The organism is Puia sp. P3, from assembly GCF_050632245.1.
Lineage (GTDB): Bacteria > Bacteroidota > Bacteroidia > Chitinophagales > Chitinophagaceae > Puia.
The window spans coordinates 6,712,355-6,736,020 of sequence record NZ_CP192583.1; the positions used below are offsets into that span (position 1 = coordinate 6,712,355).

Here is a 23,666-nt window from a genome sequence, read left to right on the forward strand (position 1 = left end):
CTTCTCGAATGGAAGGCACAACTATGAGCTAATTTTTTACCCCCGATATGAAACATATATTCCTTATCGCTATAATTATAGGCATTGGCATCCTCAGCAAGGCCCAGACCGAATACGAAGTATCCACCGACGGCCCCAACAAGCTTCTAAAAGGACTGATCAGCCGCGATATGCTGGAGAACGACACTGCCTTCCGCTGGTTCCACAAGAATCAGGTCGGCTACACTCCCAATGCAGAGACCGTCGCCGTCCTCAAGGCCAAAGGCCCGCAACTACAGTTCATGGTCTTCGGCGGCACATGGTGCGAAGACACACAAAGCCTGCTCCCAAAATTCTATACACTCCTTGACGCGGCCTCGATCACCAACGACCAGGTCTCCGTCATCATGGTCGACAGACATAAAAAAGCCATCGGCCATCTGCCTGAAGACATGCACCTCGTCAGTACGCCCACCTTTATTATACTAAAAGGAGGAAAGGAGATCGGCAGGGTAGTCGAATACGGGAAGGACGGACAGTGGGAGAAAGAAATAGGGGATATTGTCAGCAAGTCTTAACTCTGCGGCGCCGCGCCGGGGGTCAGATTCGTAACGCGAACGTCCGTGCTGGACCCGGCGATACTCAGCCCCATCTTTTCCATCAGCCTGAGCACATCCAGATTGACCTGCTGTTTGACGGCATTGAATTCGTCCTGGGTGATCGGCGAAGTAAAAATAATCCACGTTGATCAGATAGGCGGAGCCGGTAATATCATTGAGGAAAGCCGTGCTATTCTCCACTTTATCCTTCACGAGGATCCCTTTGATCCCCGCGATCAGCAGATCCAACTGGGCCGGCCCGGTCGAAAGCCCCAGTTCGAGCCTCAGCTCGCCTTTGCGCTGGGTCCTCAGCGTGAGGTTGTCCACCACGCTGTCGACCATCTGCTTGTTAGGCACGGTGACGAAAGTCTTCTGGTCCGTCCGGATACGGGTGCTCCGCAGTCCGATCTTCTCGACCGTCCCGGCGAAGGCGTTCACTTTCACGTAGTCTCCCGACTTGAACGGTTTGTCGAAAAAGATGACAAAGGAAGCTATCAGGTTCTCGATGCTCTCCTTCGCGGCCAGGGCAACGGCCGCACCGGCCAGACCGAGGGATGCCAGTATACTGGACACGTCCACTTGAAGGCCGAGTTGAGGATCATCAGCACCCCGATGATACCGAGGATCGCCTTTAAAAAGTCCCGTATAAAAACGATCATCTGAACGTCCCGGTGCCCTCCGCCCCTCGCCTTGTTCCTCAGCACCAGCGCGACAAAATCCACCAGCCGCAGCAACAGCCAGATAAAACTAACGATGATGACGATGACCGCCAGCGCCTGTACGATGGTCTTCGACTTCACCTCGTAGATATCGAAGTCCAGCTCGTCAGGAAAGTGCAGCTTCTCGATGGAAGTCATGCTGACAAAAACGATCAGGAAGATTCCGATGGGGCCGACTACCAGGTCGAGAAAAGCCGACTTGTCCATCCCTGAGCCCATCCGCCGGACAAATCGGAACAGCAGCCGGGCGATCAGTCGTGAAATAACCCGCTTGAGGGCAATAACGAAAAGGATCGTGGTCACGACCGCGACATAGCTCTTCAGCGGATTGCTCAGGAAGATCAGGCTCCAGAAATTACGCATACGCAAAGGTAATAAATGTCGGAACCGGTCGCCGGCGTCGTCAGGATTTCCTCGAATAGATCTCCAGCCCGGCAGGCTTCAGTACATAAATAACGGAGGGGTAATGCGGATACGGATGGCGCCCTGATAGGCAGGAGGAATGGGCTCTTCTTTCATGTCCAGGGTCCCCGGCTGGTAGCGGTAGAACTTTTTGGCGTCGCGGCCCACCAGATTCTTTTCGATGACGTCGAAATCCTCCCAACCGGGCAGGTCGATATGGGTTTTCAGTGTGCCATAGTGGTCGAAGATATATACCCCTTTCGTCGTGTCATAGAGATAGACGAGGCCCCCTGATCACGGATGACTGTAAGGTCCGGTGCGGCGTCGAACAGCTGGCGGAAATCGGTGGACTGGTCGACCAGCGAGCCGTCGTCGGCGATCCGCTTGAGCCGTGCGTCCAGCTCGTCATAGACCCAGACGTTGTTGTCATAGGCGAGGCCGACGGCCTTCGCCTGGAGTATATTCTGTTTGCGGAGATCGATGGTATTGACGATATTCAGAAAGCGATCCAGTTCGATAACGGTCGTAAACTCCCGGTAGTAGACCAGTATCTTCAGGGGATTGGTGGCGTCGACCGTTGCGATCTTGCCATACCGGCGGACGTCGTTGAATACTGCCAGAGAATCGCCGTTCGGACCTAGCTTTTTCAGCTGGTTGTCCCTGTTCAGCACATAGATATTGCCGAGGTTGTCCGCCGTAAAATCCACGATATCGGCCCCGATGGTTCTGGTCGAGCTGGTAGGCGCCGGTTCCGCCGGCGTCCTGGGCCGCGGCGGGAGCCGGGGAATGCCAGCACTGCAGTGAGTGCCGCGAACAGGATAATATGGAAGGGGCGTCCTTTCATTTCCGGATGATCAGGTGTTCGGTTTCCGGCGTATCGCTCACCAGCGAAAACTGCTGTCCGTCGAACACCGCATATGTATTATAACGTATCCAGTCCCCCAGGTTGATATACCGGCTGCCTGATTCATTCAGCAAAAAGTCGATGGGCAGGTGCCGGTGTCCGAAGATCAGGTAGTCATAGTGCCGGGTAAGCAGCACCTCTTTCGAATAAATGATGAGCCATTCCTTTTCCTCCCCCAGAAACCGGGCGTCGAGCGTTCCCGTGACGGCCCTGCTCCGGCGGCTGAGCCAGCCCGCTACGCCTACGCCAACGGCGGGCGGCAGGATACCGAACAGCCACTGACAGGCCTTGTTGCGGAAGATCTTTTTCATGAACTTATACCCGTGGTCGCCGGGCCCAAGACCATCGCCGTGCCCTACGAGAAACTGTTTCCCGTTGAATTCAAATTCTTTTGGTTCGTGGTATACCGGAATATTCAGCTCCTGTTCGAAATAACCGCTCATCCACATGTCGTGGTTACCCGTAAAAATGGATCGGGATCCCCGAATCGGTGATCTCCGCCATCTTTCCCAAAATGCGGATAAAGCCCTTGGGGACGACGGTCCGGTATTCATACCAGAAGTCGAAGAGGTCGCCGACGATAAAGATCACGGCTGCGTCCTGGCGGATCCTTTCGAGAAAAGCAACGATACGCCGTTCGCGTTCCAGACTGGCGGCGTGATTGGGGGCACCCAGATGAAAATCAGAAAGAAAATAGATTTTTTTGCCGGGGGGATTTGCATGGGGCAAATTTAGGCTACGACCTGTCCACTAAAAAAAGATATACCTGCTTCGGCCCGTGTACGCCGACGACCAGGGTCTTTTCGATATCGGCCGTACGGCTGGGGCCGGTAGCGAAAGTCATCAGCGAAGGCAGGTGCTGCTGGTATCGCTCCTTCAGCGCAACCAGGCCGTCCCTCACGTCATAGAGCAGCTGATCGGAGTAGGCGATACAGATATGTACGGGAGCATAGACGCTGACGGTGCGCCCGCTCGGACTGGCCGAACTGAGGATAATGCTGCCGGTACGTGCAACCAGTCCTTCACAGCCGGTAACCGCGGCGTCACAGTCGCCAAGGTCGGTGGAGGAAAAACTATCGAAATCGTGCGCTTTCAGCACCTCGCGAATCTTGTCCTCGCGGCAGTACAACTTCTTCCAGCCCTGGCCGCCGATCAGCGTCTTCAACTGAGCGACGAGCTCGTTGTGGTCGGCACAGAAGATGAACTTCCCTGAAGTTTCGTGAACTGCTCGGCGAACTCGATACCGAGGTCCTGCGTCGAGGGTTGAAAAACGGAATGGCTTCCCTCGCTTTGAGGAAAAGGAATAGGCGTTGATTCGCTCAACGCCTTCCTTATCTTTTTTAATATGTTCTCTTTTGCTGAAGAAACGTTCATAGCAAACGTTCAGATTATTTTACTTCTTCTGTAGCAGGAGGGATCACTACTGCCGGCGGAACGCCATTGTCGTGTTCGCTGACGTCCAGGGTTCTCTTTTCCTCGTAGGGACGCTTGCCGATGAGGGCTTCGACGTCGCTCTGGAAGAGGACTTCTTTCTCGAGCAGTGCTTCGGCCAGCAGCCTCACTTCCCTGCTCTTGACGGTGAGCAGCTGCTTGGTAGCCTCGTAGGCCTTGTCGATAAGCTTGCGGACCTCTTCATCGATCAGCTTGGAAGTCTCTTCAGAATAGGGTTTCGTGAAGGAGTTCTCCTGCTGCGGATCGTAAAAGCTGACATTGCCGACCTTGTCGTTCATACCGTAGACCGTCACCATCGAATAGGCGATCCGGGTGATCTGCTGCAGGTCGTTTTGAGCGCCGGTAGAGATCTTTCCGAAAATCAGCTCTTCGCTGGCCCTGCCGCCCAGTGTCATACAGATCTGGTCGAACAGCTGGTCGGTATTATACAGGTATTGTTCCTTGGGAGTATACTGCGCGTATCCGAGCGCGGCTACGCCACGGGGGACGATAGTGACCTTCAATAGAGGATAGGCGTGCTCCAGGTACCAGCCGCAGATGGCGTGACCCGCCTCGTGGTAGGCGATGATCCTCTTTTCGTCGGGGGAGATGATCTTGTTCTTCTTTTCCAGACCGCCGATCACCCTGTCGACAGCGTCCTGGAAGTCTTCCATCTCGACCGTTTCCTTCCCTTTACGGGCGGCGATAAGAGCGGCCTCGTTACAAACGTTGGCGATATCGGCCCCGGCAAAACCAGGGGTCTGTTCGGCGAGTTTGTGGATATCCAGTTTGCTGGAGATCTTTATCGGCTTGAGGTGTACTTTGAATATCGCTTCACGGCCCTTGAGATCGGGTTTATCGATGGAGATCTGGCGGTCGAAACGACCGGGACGAAGAAGGGCGGTGTCGAGCACGTCCGGACGGTTGGTTGCAGCCAGTACGATGATGCCGCTGTCGCCGCCGAATCCATCCATTTCAACCAGCAGCTGGTTGAGGGTGCTTTCCCTTTCGTCGTTGCTCATGATCGCGTTCTTTCCGCGGGCGCGGCCGATGGCATCGATCTCATCGATAAAGATGACGCAGGGCGCTTTTTCCCGGGCCTGTTTGAACAGGTCGCGAACGCGGCTGGCGCCCACACCCACGAACAGTTCGACAAAGTCCGATCCGCTCATGGAGAAGAAGGGTACCTGCGCTTCGCCGGCCATGGCCTTCGCCAGCAATGTCTTACCGGTGCCGGGAGGTCCAACCAGCAGCGCACCCTTGGGTATCTTGCCACCCAGCGCCGTGTATTTTTGGGGTTCTTCAGGAAGTCCACGATCTCCATCACCTCGACCTTGGCCTCGTCGAGGCCGGCGACGTCGTTAAAGGTGATATTGACTTTGGTGCCCTTGTCGAACAGTGTAGCTTTCGATTTGCCGATATTGAATATGCCTCCCGGTCCTCCGGCTCCGGCCTGGCCTCCCATCTTCCGCATCAGCATTACCCATATCAGTACGATGATCAGCAGCGGCAGCAGGAAGTTCAGCAACGGGCCGAACCATTCGCCTTCCGGCTTGCTGACGATCGGGACCTCCATCTGGGGGTTTCTCCCAAAATATTCGCGCAGGATCTTTTCGTAGTCCTTTACGTCGGTGACGCGGAACTCGAACTGCGGTCCTTCCTTGCCGATACCGCCCGGCCAGGAATTTTTGCTGTTGTATCTGGTATAATATGGTTTGGAAAGACTGTCTCTCTTGATATAGACCCTGACCAGATTCTTGTTCGATATGAGGTCGATCTTTTCGACGTCTCCGCTGGTCAGCATGCTCTTCCGGAACTCCAGCTCATCGATCTGATGGGCATCGGGCGAAAATGATCCGAAAAGGTTGAAACCGATCAGGACAGCCGCGATGATACCCCATATCCAATAGATGCTGAACTTCGGTCCCTTTCTCTGGCCATTCTCGTCATCTCCCCTGGGCCTGAACCTCGGAAAGTTGTTCTTATCATTTTGTTTCAAATCGTCTTGTGGCATTTTTTATTTATCCGTGTTGTTTTGCAATAATAATTCAATTTTCAGGCTCCGGGCCCCGGCTAAGCCTGTCTCAGCCCGGTTTCGATCAAATAATAAAACATAATAAGGCGAAAAAGTTCGGGAAAACCCCAGAAACGGCAAAATATACTGTTAAATTGTCGGTTCCTGGACCTTTTCTACCCTTCATGTTTTTCCGGGGAGCATCGCTCCACATATCTTCCAGTTTGTAAAAACGACGATTTTCCGGCAGCATGACGTGGACCACCACATTGACATAATCGATCAGGACCCATTGCAGGGTTTGTCTGCCTTCGTGTTTATAGGGGAGTTCATCGCAGTTCTTCCTCACTTCTTCTTCCACTGAGTCGGCTATAGCTTTCACCTGGGTGGTGCTACCTGCCTCACATACTACAAAAAAGTCTGCTACGGCTTCCGGTATCTTTCTTAAATCCAGGGAAACTATATTTTCACCTTTCTTCTCCTGTATGGCTTTGATGATTGTTTTTAAAATTTTCGAATTCCTCGTTAGTCGAACTACACTGCGTTTACGGGTAGCTAATATTGAAAGCTGTTCCAATAATCAAAACGTTTTTGTTATGTTTAAATCGCGGCAAAAAGTTGACCAAATATACCTTTTTGCCGCCATACTATCTAAAATTGACTGATCCGGCCCCGGGGGCTCGGACCGCGGAACAGGACACGATCCTGTTTTGTATTAATCGAAAGCAAATCAAAATATTGTGAGAAACCGGGTTTATTTTTGCATTCTACCAAAAATAGTACTCTTTTGGCGATCGGTCACGCTTTTATTGAGCTCAAATCGGTGGATAGCACCAACAACTATGCCATGGCCCAGGCCACTGCGGGCAAAGCTTCCCACGGAACCTTGTTTTTCGCCCACGAGCAGTGGGCCGGCAAAGGCCAGCGAGGTCGCAGCTGGGCCAGCACGCCCGGTGAGAACATCGTCCTCAGCGCTGTAATAGAGCCAGTTGCGCTCCAGCCGGCGCAGGCCTTTTCACTGAGCGTCTGTGTCGCCCTTGCGTGTCACGACCTGTTCAGCAGTTATGCCGGCCCCGAAGCCACGTCGATCAAGCTGGCCCAATGACCTGTACTGGAATGACAGAAAGGCAGGGGGTATCCTGATCGAAAATCATTTCCAGGGTGGGCGCTGGCCGCTGGCCATTGCGGGCATGGGGATCAATATCAACCAGGTGGAGTTTCCGGCTACAGCGCGAAACCCTGTTTCGTTGCGGCAGATCACGGGCCGGCAGTTTCGGGCTACGGAACTGGCGCGCGAGCTGGGGCAATGCCTCGGGCGGAGGTATGCCGAGCTGGTAGGTGGCGGGGACCGCCTCGGTGGTCATGGTGTGGAGGCGGGGGATCGGCCGTCAGGTGCTGGTGCGGGGGCGGCGGATCGGATCGCATTGGCTGCCGCCGGGCAGTTGAAAGAATACAATGAACGGCTGTACCGGCGGGGTCAGTCCGTTCGTCTGAAAAAGGACAGTGCTGTTTTCGCGACCACGATAAAGGGGGTGGACGCTCGTGGATCGCTGCTCACGCACGACACGATGTTCAGGGAGTTTTCCTTTGGGGAAGTGGAGTGGGTGATACCGGAGAACTCCCAGGGGAGGTAGAGCCCTGACCTTTCGGGGGCCCAGCCTGTGGTGCCTCCGGCTCCCCGGCCGTTACGCCTGGATTTCCTTCCACGCCTTCACGACTTCCTCTGCGTGCTGTTTGCTGCGGGGTTTCAGAAAGATCTTCCTTATCACTCCTTTTTCATCGATGAGAAATGTGGTCCGGTGCAGTCCCATGTACTTCCGGCCATACAGTTGCTTCTCGCCCCACACTCCGTACCTGTCGATGATCTTGTGGTTCGGGTCGGCGACCAGGGGAAAGGGCAGGCTGAATTTGGTCTCAAATTTCTTGTGACTCTTCTCGTCGTTCGGACTGATCCCGACCACGGTCAGTCCCTCACTCGTGAGTAGTGCAATATTGTCCCTGAGGTTGCAGGCCTGTACGGTGCAGGTCGGCGTATCGTCTTCCGGATAGAAATAAAGTACGAGACGCTTACCCTTAAAGTCGGCGAGCGAGATCTTGTTGCCGTCTGCGTCCCTGCCCGAGAATGCCGGGGCCTTTTCTCCTTCCTTCAGCTGCGTCATAGTGTGATTTTTCCCGTGAAATAATTTATCTGGTGAAATGATATTCTTCCGTTGTTGAATTGCCGGCCATGTCTTCGACGGATACCCTGAGGGTGTGCGGGCCCTCGGGGCAGTGCTGGTCGAATTTATAAATATAAGCCAGGCCTTTGTCGTTGGTAAAGCAGAGCCAGGCGCCGTCCAGCTCGGCGCGCCACTTTCGCACAGCGCCGAGATCGTCTTTGACGGAAAACGCGATCCTCGCCGCCTTGCTGAGATCGGCTCCTTCGAGGCGCTCCAGCGGGGTGATCACCGGCGCCACGTTGTCCTCCACCAGCTGAAAATCGCCGAACTCACGGAAACGCGCAGATGCCCAGCCGTCGTTCCACTCTACCCGCTGAACTTCCTTTTGACTGCCGTTGGTTCGGACCATGACGATGCGGCTGGTCAGCGACGACCACCCCGAGCGGGCCAATGAATCCACCGGAAAAGCGCGGCCGGCTTTCAGGCGTACCAGCACGGGCTGCAGTAGCGGCACCCAGGGCGCACCTATCGCGTACTGGTCCGACATGGGCCGGGTTGGGGAATGAAAGAGTGTGGCATCGTAGGCTTTTCGGATACCGAGCGTCACCGAATCATAGAGGCTTTTCTCGCCCAGAAAGAATGCGGCCTCGTTCGTCTCGACGCCGTCCACCATCCCGGAATAAAAGCGTCGGCCCGCGACCCACAACGAGTCTGTCCCGGTCGGGGCAGAGGGGTTGGTCGGGCCTGCCGTGACGGAGGGGTTAGCCGAAGGTGCGGGGTCGCCCGCCGCGGCTCCGCGCTGGTACCGCACCCTGAACGACAAGGAAGACGCATTGCCGTAGGTATCGCTGATCTCGATGCGGATCGTATGCTCGCGGCCATCGCTAAGTTCTATGACGCCGGAGGAAGGCCTGCCCGCGGGCGCGGCGTAGATCGTCGGCGACGGATATCCCGGCAACAGCGAGAGGTGCTGCAAAAACGGACCGCCCTTCGCACGCGTTCTATAGTCGATATGCGCGTTGAGGTTGCGGGTATCGTCATAGCTGATATTGTTCATGCGAAAACCGATGACGGGCTCGTCGTCTTCGAAGAGTTCCGCTTCGTAAATGCCATTGGGATTGGCCGAGCCGCTCTGTGCGTCCGAGGCGGAGATGGAAAAGGAGATGCGGTTCGTCCCTACTGTCAGCAAAGAAGGAAAAATTGTCCAGGCAACCGTTGCCCTCCCGTCCTTCGTTTTCGACAAAGTTGATGAGGGTGCTGATCCAGGATTTCGGAGAGGGGGAAGTTGATGAGGGTGCTGATCCACCGCTGCGGAGAGGCGGGACACTTGTTGGGGCCGGCAGCTTACCACGGCGGGCGGCCGCAGCCTTCCGTACAGGCAGAATATGGGGCGACTGTTCGTAGATACCCAGATTGCGATCGTACCATGCAAGGCGCGCAAAAACGGGTGGCACATTATCCGGCACCGGCAGCCCGAACAGCAGCGGATTCTGATTGACGTCGCCGGCTGTACGCCGGATCTCGAAGTGCAGGTGCGGCCCCTGTGAACCGCCGGTGTTGCCGCTGTAGGCAATGAACGCGCCCTTCTTCACCGGGAACATCGACGAAGGGATGTCGAGGTCTACCTGCCAGGAGCGTTGCTTATACTGCTGCTGGCTCACGTACTCCGCCAGCCCGGGGAAGAACTGGTTGAGGTGTCCGTAGACCGTAGTGTATCCATTGGGATGGCGTATATAGATGGCCAGACCGAATCCAGCGGGCTCGATCTGTACCCGGGCGACGTATCCGTCGGCTGCCGCGAATACCGGTAGATTTTCGCGGTGCTGCGTGCGGATATCGAGTCCCATATGATAGTGGTTGGGGCGGAGCTCGCCAAAATTCGCGGCCAGTGATATCGGAACTGCCAGCGGGTCGCGGAAGTAGTCAACGGGATAGCTGACGGCGGGGAACAATGACCCCGGAGTGGACGTAGCCGGAGTCAGCGGTGGCTGACGGAGCGCGGAAGACTGCGAAAAGGATTGCAGAGAGGACGACAGGGAGGAAAGCAGACAGAGTGCCGCAAAGAAGTTTCTCATTCGTTGTTGATTGCATTTTTTACCGGTGAAAAGGTAGTAACCATCGCTTGCGACCGTTGGGGGATTAATCTTTGGTTAAAATGGGGAGACCGTGCAACGCTTTGGTCTCGCCGGGGGCAAAGATAGGCCATTCCCATTGTGAGCCGTTTTTTCCGGTTTTGATACTCTGGACCGGGCTCCGGGCCCCGGTGCTGACGGCCGAAAGGGCCTGCGCCAAATCCGAAACGTTTGATTTTTCGTAGATAACCAGACGCTTCACCTTTAACAAAAAAATACTACTAACAGGGAAGGATTTTTTTAAAGTTTGGTACAGCTTTTGGCTAACTAAAGATGTCTTTATAACAGGTGGGCTTTTCCATCACAAACTTAAGAGCTATGAAAGGGATAAAAAACAAGATGGTCGTCTTTCTGGCAGTGACTGCCGGAGGGGTGATAGGATTTATTAAAGGCGAGGAAGCTAAACAGAAATGGGTATTTAGGGTAAAGAGCAAGTACGAGAATCGCAGGTTGATGGCGGAAAAGAAGTCAATTGCGCGCAAGGGTGGTGTTCTGCTGGACGATATCGAGCTGGCGGCCTACCACAACAACTGAACAAATGCGGTTACATCGGCAGCAGGTCTTGCCGAATTGTCATCCATTTGACTAAATTGTCTCCCCAGTAAAGTTTTAGTTTATACAAGTCCTGGTCGAAAGACCGGGACTTTTTTATGCTCCATCGCGCTCCGGTGGCGGCCCGTCGCGGTTTGGTGATGGCGCGACGTAGCGACTCGTCGCGGTTTGACGGTGATTGTCGTGATTTGGCGATGATTGTCGCGATTTGGCGGCCGGTCGCGACAGGAGGCCGGGCTGCCCGGAGCTCCGGAGTCCGCCCCGCACGCTGTAACCGCCGCTGCGCGGGCGCCCGGGCCTGCCGGACAGAAAGAACCTAAAATTAATCGGGAAAATATACCCCGCTGACTTACCTTTGCGCAATTTATTTTTTCGACATGCCCAAAGATTCCTCCATACGTAGCGTCCTGATCATTGGTTCAGGCCCCATCATTATCGGTCAAGCTTGTGAATTCGATTACTCCGGTACTTCAGGCCGCCCGCAGTCTGCGGGAAGAAGGGGTCAAAGTGATACTGATCAACAGCAATCCTGCTACCATCATGACGGACCCGATGATGGCCGACAAGGTGTATTTGCTACCCCTCACGGCGGAGAGTATCGAACAGATCCTCGAAGAGAATCAGATCGACGCCGTGCTGCCCACCATGGGAGGACAGACGGCGCTGAACCTCGCCAAGGAAGCCGAAGACCTCGGCCTTTGGGAGAAATACGGCGTACGTCTCATCGGCGTCGACATCAAGGCGATCGATAAGGCCGAGGACCGCGAGAAGTTCCGGCAAGTGGATGATCCAGCTGGGAGTACCCGTAGCGACGGCGAAAACGGCCAACTCCTTCCTCGAAGGGAAAGAATTTGCGCAGGATATAGGTTTCCCGCTCGTAATCCGTCCCTCCTTCACCCTTGGCGGCACCGGCGGCGGCTTTGTACACGGGAAGGAAGATCTTGACGAGGCCCTCAACAGGGGCCTGCAGGCCTCGCCCATCCACGAAGTGCTGGTCGAGCAGGCGGTGCTCGGATGGAAGGAGTTCGAGCTCGAGCTTCTGCGGGATGCCAATAATAATGTCGTCATCATCTGTACGGTCGAGAACTTCGACCCGATGGGCGTCCACACGGGCGACTCCATCACGGTGGCTCCGGCCATGACCCTGAGCGATACGGCTTTCCAGCTGATGCGCAATACCGCCATCATGATGATGCGGGACCTGGGCAATTTCTCCGGCGGCTGTAACGTCCAGTTCGCGCTGAACCCCAAAACAGAAGAGATCATCGCCATCGAGATAAACCCCCGCGTCAGCAGGTCGTCCGCGCTCGCGTCGAAGGCTACGGGCTATCCCATCGCGAAGATCGCCGCCAAACTCGCTCTGGGCTACAATCTCGACGAACTCAAGAACCAGATCACCAAGACCACGTCCGCCTATTTCGAGCCCGTACAGGACTACGTGATCGTGAAGATACCCCGCTGGAACTTCGACAAGTTCAAAGGCGCCAACGATACGCTGGGACTGCAGATGAAAAGCGTGGGAGAAGTGATGGCCATCGGCAGAAGCTTCACCGAAGCCGTACAGAAAGCCTGTCAGAGCCTCGAGAACAACGCTGTCGGTCTGGGCTACTACGGAAAAAGCATGATGCACGCGGAAGCGCTGCTCGAATATATCAAGACGCCGAAATGGGACCGCATTTTCCGCATCAAGGACGCGCTGATGGCGGGCATTTCGGTAGGCACTATCTCCAAGGCCACCCACGGCATCGACCGGTGGTTCCTCTATGAGATCCAAAAGATCTGCAATATGGAGAAGGAGCTCGCCAAATACAAGCTCGACACCCTTCCCATGGACCTGCTGCGGGAGGCCAAACGACTTGGATTCAGCGACGACCAGATCGTCCGCATCATGAATTCCGGTACCGAGGACGCCCTCTACGAAAAACGCAAGGCGGCGGGCATCACCCGAATCTTCAAAATGGTGGACACCTGTTCGGCCGAGTTCGAAGCCAAGACGCCCTATTTCTATTCCACTTTCGAAGGCGGTCACGCCAACGAAAGCAAGGTCAGCGATAAAAAGAAGATCATCGTGCTCGGCTCGGGTCCCAACCGCATCGGTCAGGGTATCGAGTTCGACTACTGCTGCGTACACGGACTGCTGGCCATCAAGGAATGCGGCTATGAGGCCATCATGGTCAACTGCAACCCCGAGACGGTCTCCACGGATTTCGACATCGCGGACAAACTCTATTTCGAACCCGTATACTGGGAACACCTCTGGGAGATCATCGAGCACGAGAAGCCCGATGGCGTGATCGTGCAGCTGGGCGGCCAGACCGCGCTCAAACTGGCTGAACGCCTCACCGCCAAAGGCATTAAGATCGTCGGTACTTCCTTCGACAGCATGGACATCGCGGAAGACCGCGGCCGTTTCAGCGATATGCTGAAAGAGCTGAATATTCCTTATCCGGATTATGGTACGGCCTACGACGTCGACGAGGCCGTCCAGGTAGCCAACCGCGTAGGCTATCCGGTACTGGTACGCCCCAGCTATGTACTGGGCGGACAGCGGATGCGTATCGTCATCAACGACGACGAGGTCGAAAAGGCAGTAGTAAGTCTGCTCAAACATATCCCCGGCAATAAGATCCTCATCGACCACTTCCTCGACCGCTGTCAGGAAGCCGAAGTCGACGCCATCTTCGACGGCGAGAATTTCCACGTAATGGGCGTGATGGAGCATATCGAACCGGCGGGTATCCACAGCGGCGACAGTCACGCCGTCCTGCCCGCCTTCAACCTCTCCCCGATGGAGGTAACGACGATGGAATATTATTCCGAGAAGATCGCCCGCGCCCTGAACATCAAAGGGCTTATCAACATCCAGTTCGCCATCAAGGAGGGAAAGGTATATGTCATCGAAGCCAATCCGCGCGCTTCCCGGACGACCCCCTTTATCGCCAAGGCGTACCAGATCCCGTATCTCAACGTGGCGACCAAGGTCATGATCGGCGACAAGAAGCTCACCGACTTCGAATTCGAGAAAAAGCTCGAAGGCTTTGCGGTTAAGGAGCCGGTGTTCAGCTTCAACAAATTCCCGGGCGTCAACAAAGAGCTCGGACCCGAAATGAAGTCCACCGGGGAAGCGATCCGGTTCATCAAAAACCTGAGAGACCCCTGGTTCCGCCAGCTATACAAAGACAGGAGCATGTACCTGAGCAAATAACAGGAAAATTATTATCTTGTAGGCGACAATGACCAACAAGAGAGTCCAGATCCTTGACAGCTTCCGTTTTCTCGCCGTGGCCGGCGTTATACTGTTTCATTATACGTATGCCTATGCCCGCGTAAAAGACGTGGCTTATTATCCATATGGCAGTTACTATGGAAGCCTGTTCAAATATGGATTTCTTGGGGTAGAGTTCTTCTTTATCATCTCGGGATTCGTGATCAGCTATACGCTCGAAACGACGGAGTCTTTTTCCGCCTTCTGGCGAAAGAGGCTGATCCGGCTGTTTCCGGCCATGCTGCTGTGCTCTGTCATTACTCTTCTACTGTGTCTTTTGCTCGACGGCAAAAACCTGTTTCCGGACGCTCATGACGTAAAAAACTTTTACCGAGCCTGACCTTTACCAACCCGCGGATCTGGGATCTGACGGGTCATAAGTTCGGTCTGATCAGCGGCAGCTACTGGTCGCTGTGGCCGGAGATCCAGTTCTATGCCCTGTCCGCGGTCATCTATTTTGCAGACCGAAAGAATTTTGTCCGGAACCTCATCTGGGCAGCCATTCTGGTCTACCTTGCCCGTTATATCCCCGCACATTTCAAGGCTTCACCGGGCAGGTGGCAGCACTTCTTTGAAGCCTGGGACGGACTGGTCCTGTATTTCGATATTCCTCTTTACATCCTCTGGTTCGCAATAGGCGTTGTAGTGTACAAATTATACATGAAGACCGGTGCGCGGCCAGGCCCCGTCACATTCGCGGGGATCGTCATCGTGCTGGCGCTCCAGTACCACGCCTGTCAGGACCTGCCTACAAAGCTCTTTTACTTCTTTGCGATCGCCATGTTCTGTCTGATGATCTTCAAACAGGAATGGCTGTCGTTCCTCGTCACCCCGCTGTTCACCCGAATCGGCGTGATCTCCTATTCCATGTACCTGATCCATGAGGATCTCGGAGTTCTTCTGATGAATAAATACGGGGGCTTGCTCGGCAGGGCGAGCTTTCTTTCGCCGTTCATTATGATCGTGCTGGTGATATTATTTTCAGAACTTAGCTTCCGGTTCTATGAGAACAGGGTCGGCCGCTGGCTGAAAAAAGGCTATTCCCTCCCCGACCGGTTCCGTCGCAGCCGGAGCTGTCCGTCCTGGCCGGCAACTCCGTAAAAAATAGTTGACCTGGCGGCTATTTTAGCAGGGAATTTGCAAGTAATAGTCTAACCTAAATAATACCTGATATGAAACGCCTCTGCACTATCGCACTTTGTATGAGCATTCTGTCTACTGGCATGGCCCAGCTGAAAGCCAAAGTAAAATGCCCCGATTTTTATGTGGACGTGCTGAACGGCACGGTAAATGATATCAAGCCCAGCTATACGCCCAATGAGATAAAGGAGAAATTTCCCTGTTTCACGGGCGAAGAGGAAGAAGGCGGCACTGCTAAATGCGGCGGCGGCATCTATTTCAAGGACAAAGACATCTTTTTTTATACGAAGCGGGATTATGTAGAGGTGGGATCCAAATTTCTGGGTAAGACCAGCATTCCTCTTCTCGGAACCAAACGGGGAAGCCTGTTCAGAACCCTGGGCAATCCCAAGATCAAGGATGACACCCGGGACGCGTTTGAAATGCAGTACGGCACGCTTGTCCTCCACTACGACGCCGCCGGCAAGGTCAAGTTTTTCCAGTTCAGTACTTTCGGGACGGACCAGCTGAATCTCTGCGAATAGAGTTCGTAAGACTGGGGTCAAATACCCATTTTCTCACAGATCATCGGAAATGCAAGCCGGAACCAGCTGGTGAATTGCTGCGGCTCCCGGGCGAGGCGAACGCGGATGTCGTCGGGCGGCAGCCAGCTGTACTCGCTGACTTCGGTGCTATCGGGGAAAACTTCGCCGTCGTAAATACCGGTGAAAACGTGGTCGAACTCGTATTCGGTAAGCCCGTTGTCGAACTCGCTGCGGTAGGTGAATTCGAAGGACTTCTCCAGCGGAGTGGCGAAACCGAGCTCTTCATGGAGCTGCCGGCCGGCGGCCTTGTCCGTATCTTCGCCTGGCCGTGGATGACTACAGCAGGCATTGGTCCAGAGACCCGCGCTGTGGTACTTCCCGCCGGCACGCCGCTGCAGCAGCATTTCTCCTCTGCTGTTAAATACAAATACGCTAAAGGCCCTGTGCAGAAGGGCCCTCCGATGAGCTTCCATTTTCTCCATTCTGCCGGTCGGCACGTCCTTTTCATCGACCAGGATCACTTCGTCCATTCTTGTCATAACGTTCATCTATATACTATATACGAAAAAGAAGCGACCCTGCCGGTGAACCGGCGAGGCCACTTCTGTGTTAATAATTCTGTACATATCCACAGCGTGTGCTAGAAGCGCTGTATCTGCGTCTTTAACAGTTTGCGGGCAAAGTGAATGCGGCTCTTGATCGTGCCCAGCGGCTCCTGCAGCATCTCGGCGATCTCGTGGTATTTAAAGCCATCGAAATAGAGCAGGAAAGGGTTCCTGAAGATCTCGGGCAATTTGTGAATAGCCGCCTGAATATCCTTTACGCGAAGGTTGCTCTCGACTGTTCCGGGAACTGCCACCTGCGTGGAGTTGAGCAGGAACTCATTGGGAGTACTGTCAAAGATGGTATTTTGCTTGGCTTTACGACGGTAGTTGTTGATAAAGATGTTCCGCATGATCGTGTAAAGCCATGCCTTGATATTTGTACCAACGTTGTATTTATCCTTGTTTGCAAGTGCGCGGTAAAGGGTTTCCTGGAAAAGGTCTTTTGCTGCTTCAGAATCACGGGTAAGCGTGATAGCGAACGGCTTTAAGAACTCTGCATTGTTGACCAAAAGCTGGTTGAATTCTACTGTAGCCATAGGTAAAAATTGTTTAATAAACTCTTATTCAAATTTAAACATTAAAGAACATCGATTAATAACTATATGACCTGTGGTTCTGTTAAAAAACTAACATTCACGTAGTCAATCGATTGTCCTTTCCTGAGCTTTGATTCGTGTGCCATGCTATTATTCATTTTCTTCTATAACAGCAAAAAAAGGGCCTGCCGGAAATTGACGCCAGAAAGACAGTAGAGGGGGAAAGATGGCAGAGTTATGCCAAAGAGGCGGGGAGCCCGCCTGTTGAAGGGTGAGTCGGATCCCGAGTCCGTGGCCGTCAGCGGCGGTTGTCGGAGGCCGGAATGCGTCCATCAGAGGGACGAGATAAATTCCATTACTTCCGGGATCGACCGCCGGAGGTCCACATTTTTTATCTTTTCGGCGGGCTCGTCGAGCCGGGCCCGAGCCAGTCCGCCAGATATAACAAGAGGAACACAAAAACGTTGAGCGACCTGCCCGACGAACTTTTCCAGGCTGAAATTACCGACGATGCCCGTCAGGTGTGTATAGAGATAGTCGGGCTGTTTCTGACCACAGACGAACTCCACGTCCTTCAGCGGCACGTCCGCCCCCAGATAGAGGACCCTGATGCCGTGGGTTTTCAGCAGGTAGTAGACGTAGAGCAGCCCCAACTCGTGGTGCTCGCCCTCGGGAAGGAAAAGCAGGACGGTGGTTTCGCTCCGCCGGTGCGCGACAGTACCCTCGATACCGACGATCAGTTTTTGCCGGATGATATGCGATACCAGGTGCTCCTGCGCCGGGTTGACGTGCCCCGTCGCCCAGAGGATCCCGATCCTGTGGAGAAAAGGGAAGATGACCCTCGATATGGTTTTGTCGATCCCTGTCGCCCTTACGTGCCCGTCGAGCAGCCGCTCGAAACACTCGATATCCAGGTCGATCATAAAGGCGATCAGGTCGTTGACCATCCTCTCCTGTACTGCCTCCCTGTCGGAAAGCGACACGACCCTGGTCGCCCTCTCCTGATCGGTCATCCTGCTGATATGCGAGATCTTGTACCCATACCGGTTGAGAAGGGAAATATTGAGAAGGGTCTTCAGCTCATGGTTGCAATAGTACCGGATATTCGTGTCTGTCCTATTGGGTTTCAGGAAATTATACCGCTGCTCCCATATCCGGATGGTATGGGCCTTGATCCCCGTCAGATTTTCCAGATCCTTTATAGTAAACACATTCATCGCCATTCCTACAAGAAAAACCCCGTTTTGTTTAACAAACGGTGGCCAATATATTAACTTTATTTCAACTGAGGGGGAAATCGAAATTCCGGGGGAGCCGGACAGCGGAGGGATCGGCGGACGCGGGGAAACCGGGGGGTGGAGAACCGGCCGAACAGGACGGCGGGGGGATCGGCGGAATCGGTGGAATCGGGGACCGGCTACAGCTGGGGATTCTTCAGCAGGCCCGCTTCCATAAGCTGACGGACCATTTTGAAAACGCGGGGGGACCGCAGCAATTCCAGGTGCCGCTCGTGGTGCATATCTGTCCCAACGAGGTCGACGTATTTTTTTGATCAGCCACTCGGCCAGCTGCTGACTCTCGGGACCGTAGTGGCCGCGGAAGGACAGCAGATTCAGCTGGAAAAGACAGCCGGACTCCTTCAGCTGGTCGTACCAGCCTTTATTGGCTCCGAAATACAGGTATCGCTCGGGGTGGGCCAGCACCGGCTGGTAGCCCTTCACCTGCAACTCGAAAAGGAGCTCCTTCAGATTGATATTCGGCACGGCGAAGGACAACTCGATCAGCACCATATTGTCCTTCAGCGTCAGCAGCTGCTCGCCTTCGGTGAGCAGGTGGTAAAAATGGTCGTCCAGCAGGTATTCCGCGGCCGCGGAGAACTCCACTTCGAGGCCTTGCCGGGCCAGTTCGGCGCGAACGTCGGCCTGTCCCTTTTTGATGATCTCCGGTGTATTGGGAAAGATATCCGCGTTGATGTGCGGGGTGGTTATGATCTTTCGGTATCCCAGCTCCATAAGTCCCCTGATCAGCCCGACAGAGGCATCCAGCGTCTTTACCCCGTCGTCGATCCCCGGGATAAGATGCGAATGCATATCACAGACCAGCCCGGCCAGACCCTCAGCGTCGTCCGCCGACTTCCTTTTGAAAATAGAGAACAAGGAGGTTTAGTGTTAGTTTGTCTTTTTAAATTCTTCGTAGACGCTCTTCAGTCCTTCTTCGAGACTGATTCTTGCTTTCCATCCAAAGCTATGCAATTTAGAGACATCCATCAACTTCCTTGGTGTACCGTCGGGCTTGCTCAGGTCGTGCTCGATCTTCCCCTCATACCCAACGATCTTCTGAATCAGCTGGGCAAGCTCGCGGATCTCCAGATCTTCTCCTACCCCCACGTTCACCAGCCCGGGTTCGTTGTAGTTCTGCATCAGGAAATAGCAGGCGTCCGCGAGGTCGTCGGCGTGCAGAAACTCGCGCTTCGGCTTGCCGGAGCCCCACATGACGACAGTGGGAGCGTTGTTCTTTTTGGCCTCGTGAAACTTACGGATCAGCGCCGGCAGCACGTGGCTGCTGTTGAGGTCGTAGTTGTCATTTGGCCCGTATAGATTCGTCGGCATCACCGAGATGAAATTGGCTCCGTACTGGGAACGATAGGCGTCACACAGCTTGATCCCCGCGATCTTTGCGATGGCATAGGGTTCGTTGGTCTCTTCCAGCAGCCCTGTCAGCAGATATTCCTCTTTCAGGGGTTGCGGCGCCAGTTTGGGATAAATGCAGGACGAACCCAGGAACATCAGTTTCTTCACCCCGTTGCGGTAGGCCGCGTCGATGGTGTTGCTCTGGATCATGAGGTTGTCGTACAGGAACTCTCCGCGATAGATATTGTTCGCCATGATGCCGCCGACCTTGGCCGCAGCCAAAAACACATAGTCGGGGCGCTCCTTCTCAAAAAAGCCTGGACTGCCGTCTGGTTCTTGAGGTCCAGTTCGGACGAGGTCCGCGTCACCAGGTGGTTGAACCCTTCCTTTTTCAGCTTGCGCGTGATAGCCGAGCCGACCATCCCGCGATGGCCGGCCACATAAATCTTGTCTCCCTGTTGCATAAATTATTATTCGTACTGGTTCTTGACGTAAAATCCGGAGTCTTTTAGTATCCTTTCTTTCCTAAACAGCTGAACGTCAGCGTCCACCATTTCCTTGACCAGCATCGGCAAGTCATAGACAGGCTTCCAGCCGAGTTTGGTCTGCGCCTTTGTCGGATCACCGATGAGCAGGTCGACCTCGGTGGGGCGATAATAGCGGGCGTCGACGGCGACAACTTCCTTGCCCACTTCGACGATAAAGTCGGGGTTGGTGCTGGAGGTGACGATACCGACTTCTTTTTCGGCTTTGCCCTTGAACTCCAGTTCGATGCCCAGCTCGGCGAATGCCATGCGGACGAAATCCCTGACGGGCGTCGTCACGCCGGTGGCGATGACATAGTCTTCCGGTTCGGGCTGCTGCAGGATCCGCCACATTGCCTCGACGTAGTCTTTTGCGTGTCCCCAGTCTCTCCGTGCGTCCAGGTTACCGAGATAGATCTTGTCCTGAAGACCAAGGCCGATCTTTGCCACGGCACGGGTGATCTTGCGGGTCACGAAGGTCTCGCCTCTCAGCGGAGATTCGTGGTTGAACAGGATCCCGTTGCAGGCGTACATTCCGTAAGCCTCGCGGTAGTTGACGGTGATCCAGTAGGCATACATCTTCGCGACCGCATAGGGCGACCGGGGATAGAAAGGCGTCGTTTCGCTCTGCGGAACGGCCTGTACCAGGCCGTAGAGTTCGGAGGTCGAAGCCTGATAGACTTTTGTCTTCTTTGTCAGGCCCAGGAGTCTCACTGCTTCCAGGATGCGGAGTGTGCCGATGCCGTCCGCATTGGCCGTATACTCCGGCTCTTCAAAGCTGACGTGCACATGGCTCATGGCGGCCAGGTTGTATATTTCGTCGGGTTGTGTTTCCTGGATGATACGGATAAGGTTGGTGGAATCGGTCAAATCCCCATAGTGTAGATGATATTTCACACCAGTCTCGTGGGGGTCCTGGTAAAGATGGTCGATCCGGTCGGTATTGAAGAGGGAGCTGCGCCTTTTAATGCCGTGGACGATATATCCTTTTTGTAACAGTAACTCACTTAAGTAGGCCCCGTCCTGCCCGGTAACGCCCGTGATCAATGCAACTTTAGCCATAGTCAATTTACTTGATTAAGAATTGATGAATTTTTCGCAAAGGTTTCAAATACAAGGTAAAAAAGTACGGCCTTAAATCATTCAACTTCCATGCCAGTCGATCTTCTTTATTGGCCCGGAGCCTATTTTGGAGACTTGAATTACTGACCCCCCGGCGCGCATCTTCACGATTACCCTTGGAAGGTAAAAAGCGGACATGCCCTTTTTTAGCAAAATCCGCAGCATGATCTCGTAGTCGGCCGCCGAACGGAGGTCCGGATTGAAGAGTCCGCACTGTTCGTATACCTCCCGTCTGACAAAAAAAGTGGGGTGCGGCGGCATCCAGCCGTAATAAAAATTCCCTTTTTTGAACCGGCCGGACCTCCAGGTCCGCTGAACCCGGCTGAGGTCGTCCGCATGGACGTACTGCAGGTCGGCATAGAAGGTCTTGACGGCGGGGTCTTCAAAAGCTTTCGCCACCTCCGAAAGTACGGAATCATCCGCGTATATATCGTCCGAGTTCAGAATCCCGATGACGTCTCCGGTAGCCAGGCGTATCCCCTTGTTCATGGCGTCGTAGATGCCCTTGTCCTTCTCGGATATAAGTTTTGCAACGTGCGGGAAACGCCCGACGATGCCGAGTGTATCGTCGGAAGAGCGGCCGTCGACGATGATGTGCTCCACGTCGGGATGGCGCTGCTCCCGGATACAGGTAAGCGTATCCCCCACCGTAGCCTGGCTGTTATAGGTTGCCGTTACGATCGATATCTTCATGACTAACGCGTAATGACGCAGTTCTCTAAAACGAGCATGTCCATACTGGTCCTGAGGAAACATTCCAGCGCCTCTTCAGGAGAGTTGACGATCGGTTCGTTCTCGTTGAACGAGGTATTTAACAGAATGGGGACTCCCGTCTTCCTGCGGAATGTTTCGATCAGGTGATAATAGCGGGGGCTGACCAGGCTGTCGACGGACTGGAGCCCGCCGGTGCCGTCGGCGTGGGTTACCGCGGGGATCTCCGCCCTTTTTTCCTGACGGATGGGGAATACCTTTTCCATGAACGGAACGACGTCGGTGACCTCGAAATATTCGGGTACGTATTCCTTGAGTATGGAAGGCGCAAAAGGCCTGAAACTCTCTCTCCTCTTGATCTTGCTGTTGAGCAGTTCTTTGGCGTCCGAGCGACGCGGGTCGGCCAGTATCGACCTCCCGCCGAGCGCCCCTGGGGCCAAATTCCGCGCGCCCGCTGAACCAGCCGATGACGCCGGCGTCGATCAGCCGGTCCGTTACTTTCTCGTATAGTTCGGCGTCGGCATAGCGCTGGTAAGTGATATTTCTCGACCTGAGGTATTTTTCGATCTCTTCATTGGTGAACTGGCTGCCCGTGTACGCCGACCAGACTGGCGCGGCCCTTGGCTGGTCCAGCACGTGGTTGTATACGTACAGCGCTGCGCCCATGGAGATGCCGGCGTCGTGGCCCGCCGAGGGGATATAGACGTTTTTAAAAGGCGTATTGCGTGTCAGCTTGCCGTTGGCCACCGAATTTTGTGCGACGCCGCCCGCGATACAGATGGTATCCAGACCGGTGCGTTTGTGAAGGCCTTCGAGGATATGGAAGATCAGCTCTTCGGTGATCCGCTGCACGGACGCGGCCATGTCCTTGTGGTATTCGGTCAGCGGTTCGTCCTTTTTCCGGACGGCGCCGAATTTTTCCATCATATAAGTGGAGTACAGCGGAGCTACCACCGGGATATGGTCTTCCCCGTAGGAGATGATGCCACTCTTTGCGGAGCGGAAGTATTTTTGATTGAGCTTGAAAAGCCCGTTGGGCAGGAAGACCAGCACGTCGCGCAGCCTGTCCACGTATTGCGGCTTCCCGTAGGGAGCGAGCCCCATTACCTTGTATTCGTCGCCATAGTGGGGGAAACCGAGCAGCTGTGTAAAGGCTGTATAGAACAGGCCTACGCTGTGCGGAAAGTCGACCGAACCGATGACGCTGATCTTATTTCCTTTGCCTGTTCCGATCATCGTGGTCGTAAAGTCACCCGACCCGTCGATGGACAGCAGGGCAGCCTCGTCGAAGGGAGAAGCAAAAAAGCGGAGGCCAGATGGCTCCGGTGGTGTTCGACCTGATGGATCTTCGCCTTCAGGGCCTGCTTGTCGATGCTTGCGTCGATGGCGGCAAGCTCGTCCTCGAGGCTGCTGACCTTTTTGGCGTTCTGCAGCCTGTCCATTACCGCCCCCAGACCACCGCCGGGATTTTTTGCCAGAAACAGCATTTTCTTCCAGAGTTTGGCGCGGGGATCGCGGCCGATCGCAATATGGTCCAGCTCCGCGAGGGTTATCCCCGCCTCGCGGAGACAAAATTCAATGGCCTGGGAAGGAAAGCCGGCCCAGTGCTTGACCCGTCGAAAGCGTTCTTCTTCCGTCGCGGCGATCATTTTTCCATCCTTGAAAATTGCTGCTGAAGAATCGGCATGATAAGCATTGAGCCCTAGAATATACATTTA

The 23,666-nt window shown here is 54.5% G+C and carries 26 protein-coding genes and 2 pseudogenes; 8 read left to right on the plus strand and 20 right to left on the minus strand.

Translation table 11 applies throughout. The features are described from left to right. Nucleotides 1-47: 47 nt before the first annotated feature. Nucleotides 48-557, plus strand: coding sequence for a thioredoxin family protein (locus ACQ86N_RS42400; RefSeq protein WP_431212310.1), 510 nt, complete (start codon nucleotides 48-50; stop codon nucleotides 555-557). Here the strand turns inward: ACQ86N_RS42400 and ACQ86N_RS42405 are convergent. From ACQ86N_RS42405 to rsfS, 10 genes are all read right to left on the minus strand, one after another. Next, a complete protein-coding gene (locus tag ACQ86N_RS42405; RefSeq protein WP_431212311.1) occupies nucleotides 465-1,151 on the minus strand; it encodes a mechanosensitive ion channel family protein in 687 nt (228 codons plus the stop codon). The two genes, ACQ86N_RS42400 and ACQ86N_RS42405, sit on opposite strands and share 93 nt — an antisense overlap. Next, complete coding sequence (locus ACQ86N_RS42410; RefSeq protein ID WP_431212312.1) at nucleotides 1,073-1,660, minus strand: hypothetical protein; 588 nt, start codon at nucleotides 1,658-1,660, stop codon at nucleotides 1,073-1,075. The genes ACQ86N_RS42405 and ACQ86N_RS42410 overlap by 79 nt, the downstream gene beginning before the upstream one ends. Before the next feature lie 78 nt (nucleotides 1,661-1,738). Beyond that, nucleotides 1,739-1,867, minus strand: a complete 129-nt coding sequence (locus tag ACQ86N_RS42415) for a hypothetical protein (protein ID WP_431212313.1) — start codon at nucleotides 1,865-1,867, stop codon at nucleotides 1,739-1,741. Between the two features lie 56 nt (nucleotides 1,868-1,923). Continuing rightward, nucleotides 1,924-2,406 carry a hypothetical protein gene (locus ACQ86N_RS42420; protein WP_431212314.1) on the minus strand — a complete coding sequence of 161 codons (483 nt, stop codon included), beginning with the start codon at nucleotides 2,404-2,406 and terminating at the stop codon, nucleotides 1,924-1,926. A gap of 133 nt (nucleotides 2,407-2,539) precedes the next feature. After that, nucleotides 2,540-3,046 (minus strand): UDP-2,3-diacylglucosamine diphosphatase, encoded by a 507-nt coding sequence (locus ACQ86N_RS42425; RefSeq protein WP_431212315.1) that lies wholly within the window; start codon nucleotides 3,044-3,046, stop codon nucleotides 2,540-2,542. Nucleotides 3,047-3,059: 13 nt separating this feature from the next. Further along, nucleotides 3,060-3,332 carry a UDP-2,3-diacylglucosamine diphosphatase gene (locus tag ACQ86N_RS42430; protein ID WP_431212316.1) on the minus strand — a complete coding sequence of 91 codons (273 nt, stop codon included), beginning with the start codon at nucleotides 3,330-3,332 and terminating at the stop codon, nucleotides 3,060-3,062. Nucleotides 3,333-3,339: 7 nt separating this feature from the next. Beyond that, the gene (locus ACQ86N_RS42435; protein ID WP_431212317.1) at nucleotides 3,340-3,768 is read right to left on the minus strand and encodes a LutC/YkgG family protein; all 429 of its coding nucleotides are present in this window, start codon (nucleotides 3,766-3,768) and stop codon (nucleotides 3,340-3,342) included. Between the two features lie 223 nt (nucleotides 3,769-3,991). Further along, entirely contained in the window at nucleotides 3,992-5,314 is a 1,323-nt protein-coding gene (ftsH, locus tag ACQ86N_RS42440) for an ATP-dependent zinc metalloprotease FtsH (RefSeq protein WP_431217824.1), read from the minus strand. After that, nucleotides 5,203-6,033 (minus strand): ATP-dependent metallopeptidase FtsH/Yme1/Tma family protein, encoded by an 831-nt coding sequence (locus tag ACQ86N_RS42445; RefSeq protein WP_431212318.1) that lies wholly within the window; start codon nucleotides 6,031-6,033, stop codon nucleotides 5,203-5,205. Before ACQ86N_RS42445 ends, ftsH begins: the two co-directional genes overlap by 112 nt. A gap of 100 nt (nucleotides 6,034-6,133) precedes the next feature. Next, nucleotides 6,134-6,625 carry a ribosome silencing factor gene (rsfS, locus tag ACQ86N_RS42450; protein ID WP_431212319.1) on the minus strand — a complete coding sequence of 164 codons (492 nt, stop codon included), beginning with the start codon at nucleotides 6,623-6,625 and terminating at the stop codon, nucleotides 6,134-6,136. A 210-nt stretch (nucleotides 6,626-6,835) separates the two neighbouring features. On the opposite strand from rsfS, the gene ACQ86N_RS42455 reads away from it, so the two are divergent. Beyond that, the gene (locus ACQ86N_RS42455; RefSeq protein WP_431212320.1) at nucleotides 6,836-7,153 is read left to right on the plus strand and encodes a biotin--[acetyl-CoA-carboxylase] ligase; all 318 of its coding nucleotides are present in this window, start codon (nucleotides 6,836-6,838) and stop codon (nucleotides 7,151-7,153) included. Then, complete coding sequence (locus ACQ86N_RS42460) at nucleotides 7,113-7,682, plus strand: biotin--[acetyl-CoA-carboxylase] ligase (RefSeq protein WP_431212321.1); 570 nt, start codon at nucleotides 7,113-7,115, stop codon at nucleotides 7,680-7,682. Before ACQ86N_RS42455 ends, ACQ86N_RS42460 begins: the two co-directional genes overlap by 41 nt. A 51-nt stretch (nucleotides 7,683-7,733) precedes the next feature. Here the strand turns inward: ACQ86N_RS42460 and bcp are convergent, their stop codons facing one another. Next, a complete protein-coding gene (bcp, locus tag ACQ86N_RS42465; RefSeq protein WP_431212322.1) occupies nucleotides 7,734-8,207 on the minus strand; it encodes a thioredoxin-dependent thiol peroxidase in 474 nt (157 codons plus the stop codon). Between the two features lie 1,037 nt (nucleotides 8,208-9,244). Next, complete coding sequence (locus ACQ86N_RS42470; protein ID WP_431212323.1) at nucleotides 9,245-10,282, minus strand: M23 family metallopeptidase; 1,038 nt, start codon at nucleotides 10,280-10,282, stop codon at nucleotides 9,245-9,247. A 375-nt stretch (nucleotides 10,283-10,657) separates the two neighbouring features. Between ACQ86N_RS42470 and ACQ86N_RS42475 the strand changes: the two genes are divergently transcribed. The 5 genes from ACQ86N_RS42475 to ACQ86N_RS42495 all read left to right on the plus strand — a co-directional run bounded on the left by ACQ86N_RS42475 (nucleotide 10,658) and on the right by ACQ86N_RS42495 (nucleotide 15,820). Continuing rightward, complete coding sequence (locus ACQ86N_RS42475; protein ID WP_431212324.1) at nucleotides 10,658-10,873, plus strand: hypothetical protein; 216 nt, start codon at nucleotides 10,658-10,660, stop codon at nucleotides 10,871-10,873. An 802-nt stretch (nucleotides 10,874-11,675) separates the two neighbouring features. After that, nucleotides 11,676-14,096, plus strand: coding sequence for a carbamoyl-phosphate synthase large subunit (carB, locus tag ACQ86N_RS42480; RefSeq protein ID WP_431212325.1), 2,421 nt, complete (start codon nucleotides 11,676-11,678; stop codon nucleotides 14,094-14,096). A gap of 28 nt (nucleotides 14,097-14,124) precedes the next feature. Then, on the plus strand, nucleotides 14,125-14,496 hold the full coding sequence (locus ACQ86N_RS42485; RefSeq protein ID WP_431212326.1) for an acyltransferase family protein: 372 nt from the start codon (nucleotides 14,125-14,127) through the stop codon (nucleotides 14,494-14,496). A 26-nt stretch (nucleotides 14,497-14,522) separates the two neighbouring features. Next, on the plus strand, nucleotides 14,523-15,257 hold the full coding sequence (locus ACQ86N_RS42490; protein ID WP_431217825.1) for an acyltransferase family protein: 735 nt from the start codon (nucleotides 14,523-14,525) through the stop codon (nucleotides 15,255-15,257). Between the two features lie 71 nt (nucleotides 15,258-15,328). Further along, the gene (locus tag ACQ86N_RS42495) at nucleotides 15,329-15,820 is read left to right on the plus strand and encodes a hypothetical protein (protein ID WP_431212327.1); all 492 of its coding nucleotides are present in this window, start codon (nucleotides 15,329-15,331) and stop codon (nucleotides 15,818-15,820) included. Nucleotides 15,821-15,837: 17 nt separating this feature from the next. Here the strand turns inward: ACQ86N_RS42495 and idi are convergent, their stop codons facing one another. From idi to ACQ86N_RS42535, 8 genes and pseudogenes are all read right to left on the minus strand, one after another. Continuing rightward, nucleotides 15,838-16,359, minus strand: coding sequence for an isopentenyl-diphosphate Delta-isomerase (gene idi, locus ACQ86N_RS42500; protein ID WP_431212328.1), 522 nt, complete (start codon nucleotides 16,357-16,359; stop codon nucleotides 15,838-15,840). A 101-nt stretch (nucleotides 16,360-16,460) separates the two neighbouring features. Next, nucleotides 16,461-16,961 carry an RNA polymerase sigma factor gene (locus ACQ86N_RS42505; RefSeq protein ID WP_431212329.1) on the minus strand — a complete coding sequence of 167 codons (501 nt, stop codon included), beginning with the start codon at nucleotides 16,959-16,961 and terminating at the stop codon, nucleotides 16,461-16,463. A 332-nt stretch (nucleotides 16,962-17,293) separates the two neighbouring features. Beyond that, entirely contained in the window at nucleotides 17,294-19,117 is a 1,824-nt protein-coding gene (locus tag ACQ86N_RS42510; protein WP_431212330.1) for a CpsB/CapC family capsule biosynthesis tyrosine phosphatase, read from the minus strand. A 12-nt stretch (nucleotides 19,118-19,129) separates the two neighbouring features. Beyond that, a pseudogene (locus ACQ86N_RS42515) lies at nucleotides 19,130-20,089 on the minus strand (GDP-L-fucose synthase family protein); the annotation flags it as partial. Then, nucleotides 20,062-21,177 (minus strand): GDP-mannose 4,6-dehydratase, encoded by a 1,116-nt coding sequence (gene gmd / locus ACQ86N_RS42520; RefSeq protein WP_431217826.1) that lies wholly within the window; start codon nucleotides 21,175-21,177, stop codon nucleotides 20,062-20,064. The pseudogene ACQ86N_RS42515 and the gene gmd, both read right to left, overlap by 28 nt. Nucleotides 21,178-21,258: 81 nt before the next feature. Then, on the minus strand, nucleotides 21,259-21,930 hold the full coding sequence (locus ACQ86N_RS42525) for a glycosyltransferase family 2 protein (RefSeq protein WP_431212331.1): 672 nt from the start codon (nucleotides 21,928-21,930) through the stop codon (nucleotides 21,259-21,261). Between the two features lie 2 nt (nucleotides 21,931-21,932). Beyond that, nucleotides 21,933-22,388 (minus strand): carbamoyltransferase C-terminal domain-containing protein, encoded by a 456-nt coding sequence (locus ACQ86N_RS42530; protein ID WP_431217827.1) that lies wholly within the window; start codon nucleotides 22,386-22,388, stop codon nucleotides 21,933-21,935. 271 nt (nucleotides 22,389-22,659) lie between these two features. Next, nucleotides 22,660-23,663, minus strand: a pseudogene (locus ACQ86N_RS42535) (carbamoyltransferase N-terminal domain-containing protein); the annotation flags it as partial. Nucleotides 23,664-23,666 lie beyond the last annotated feature (3 nt).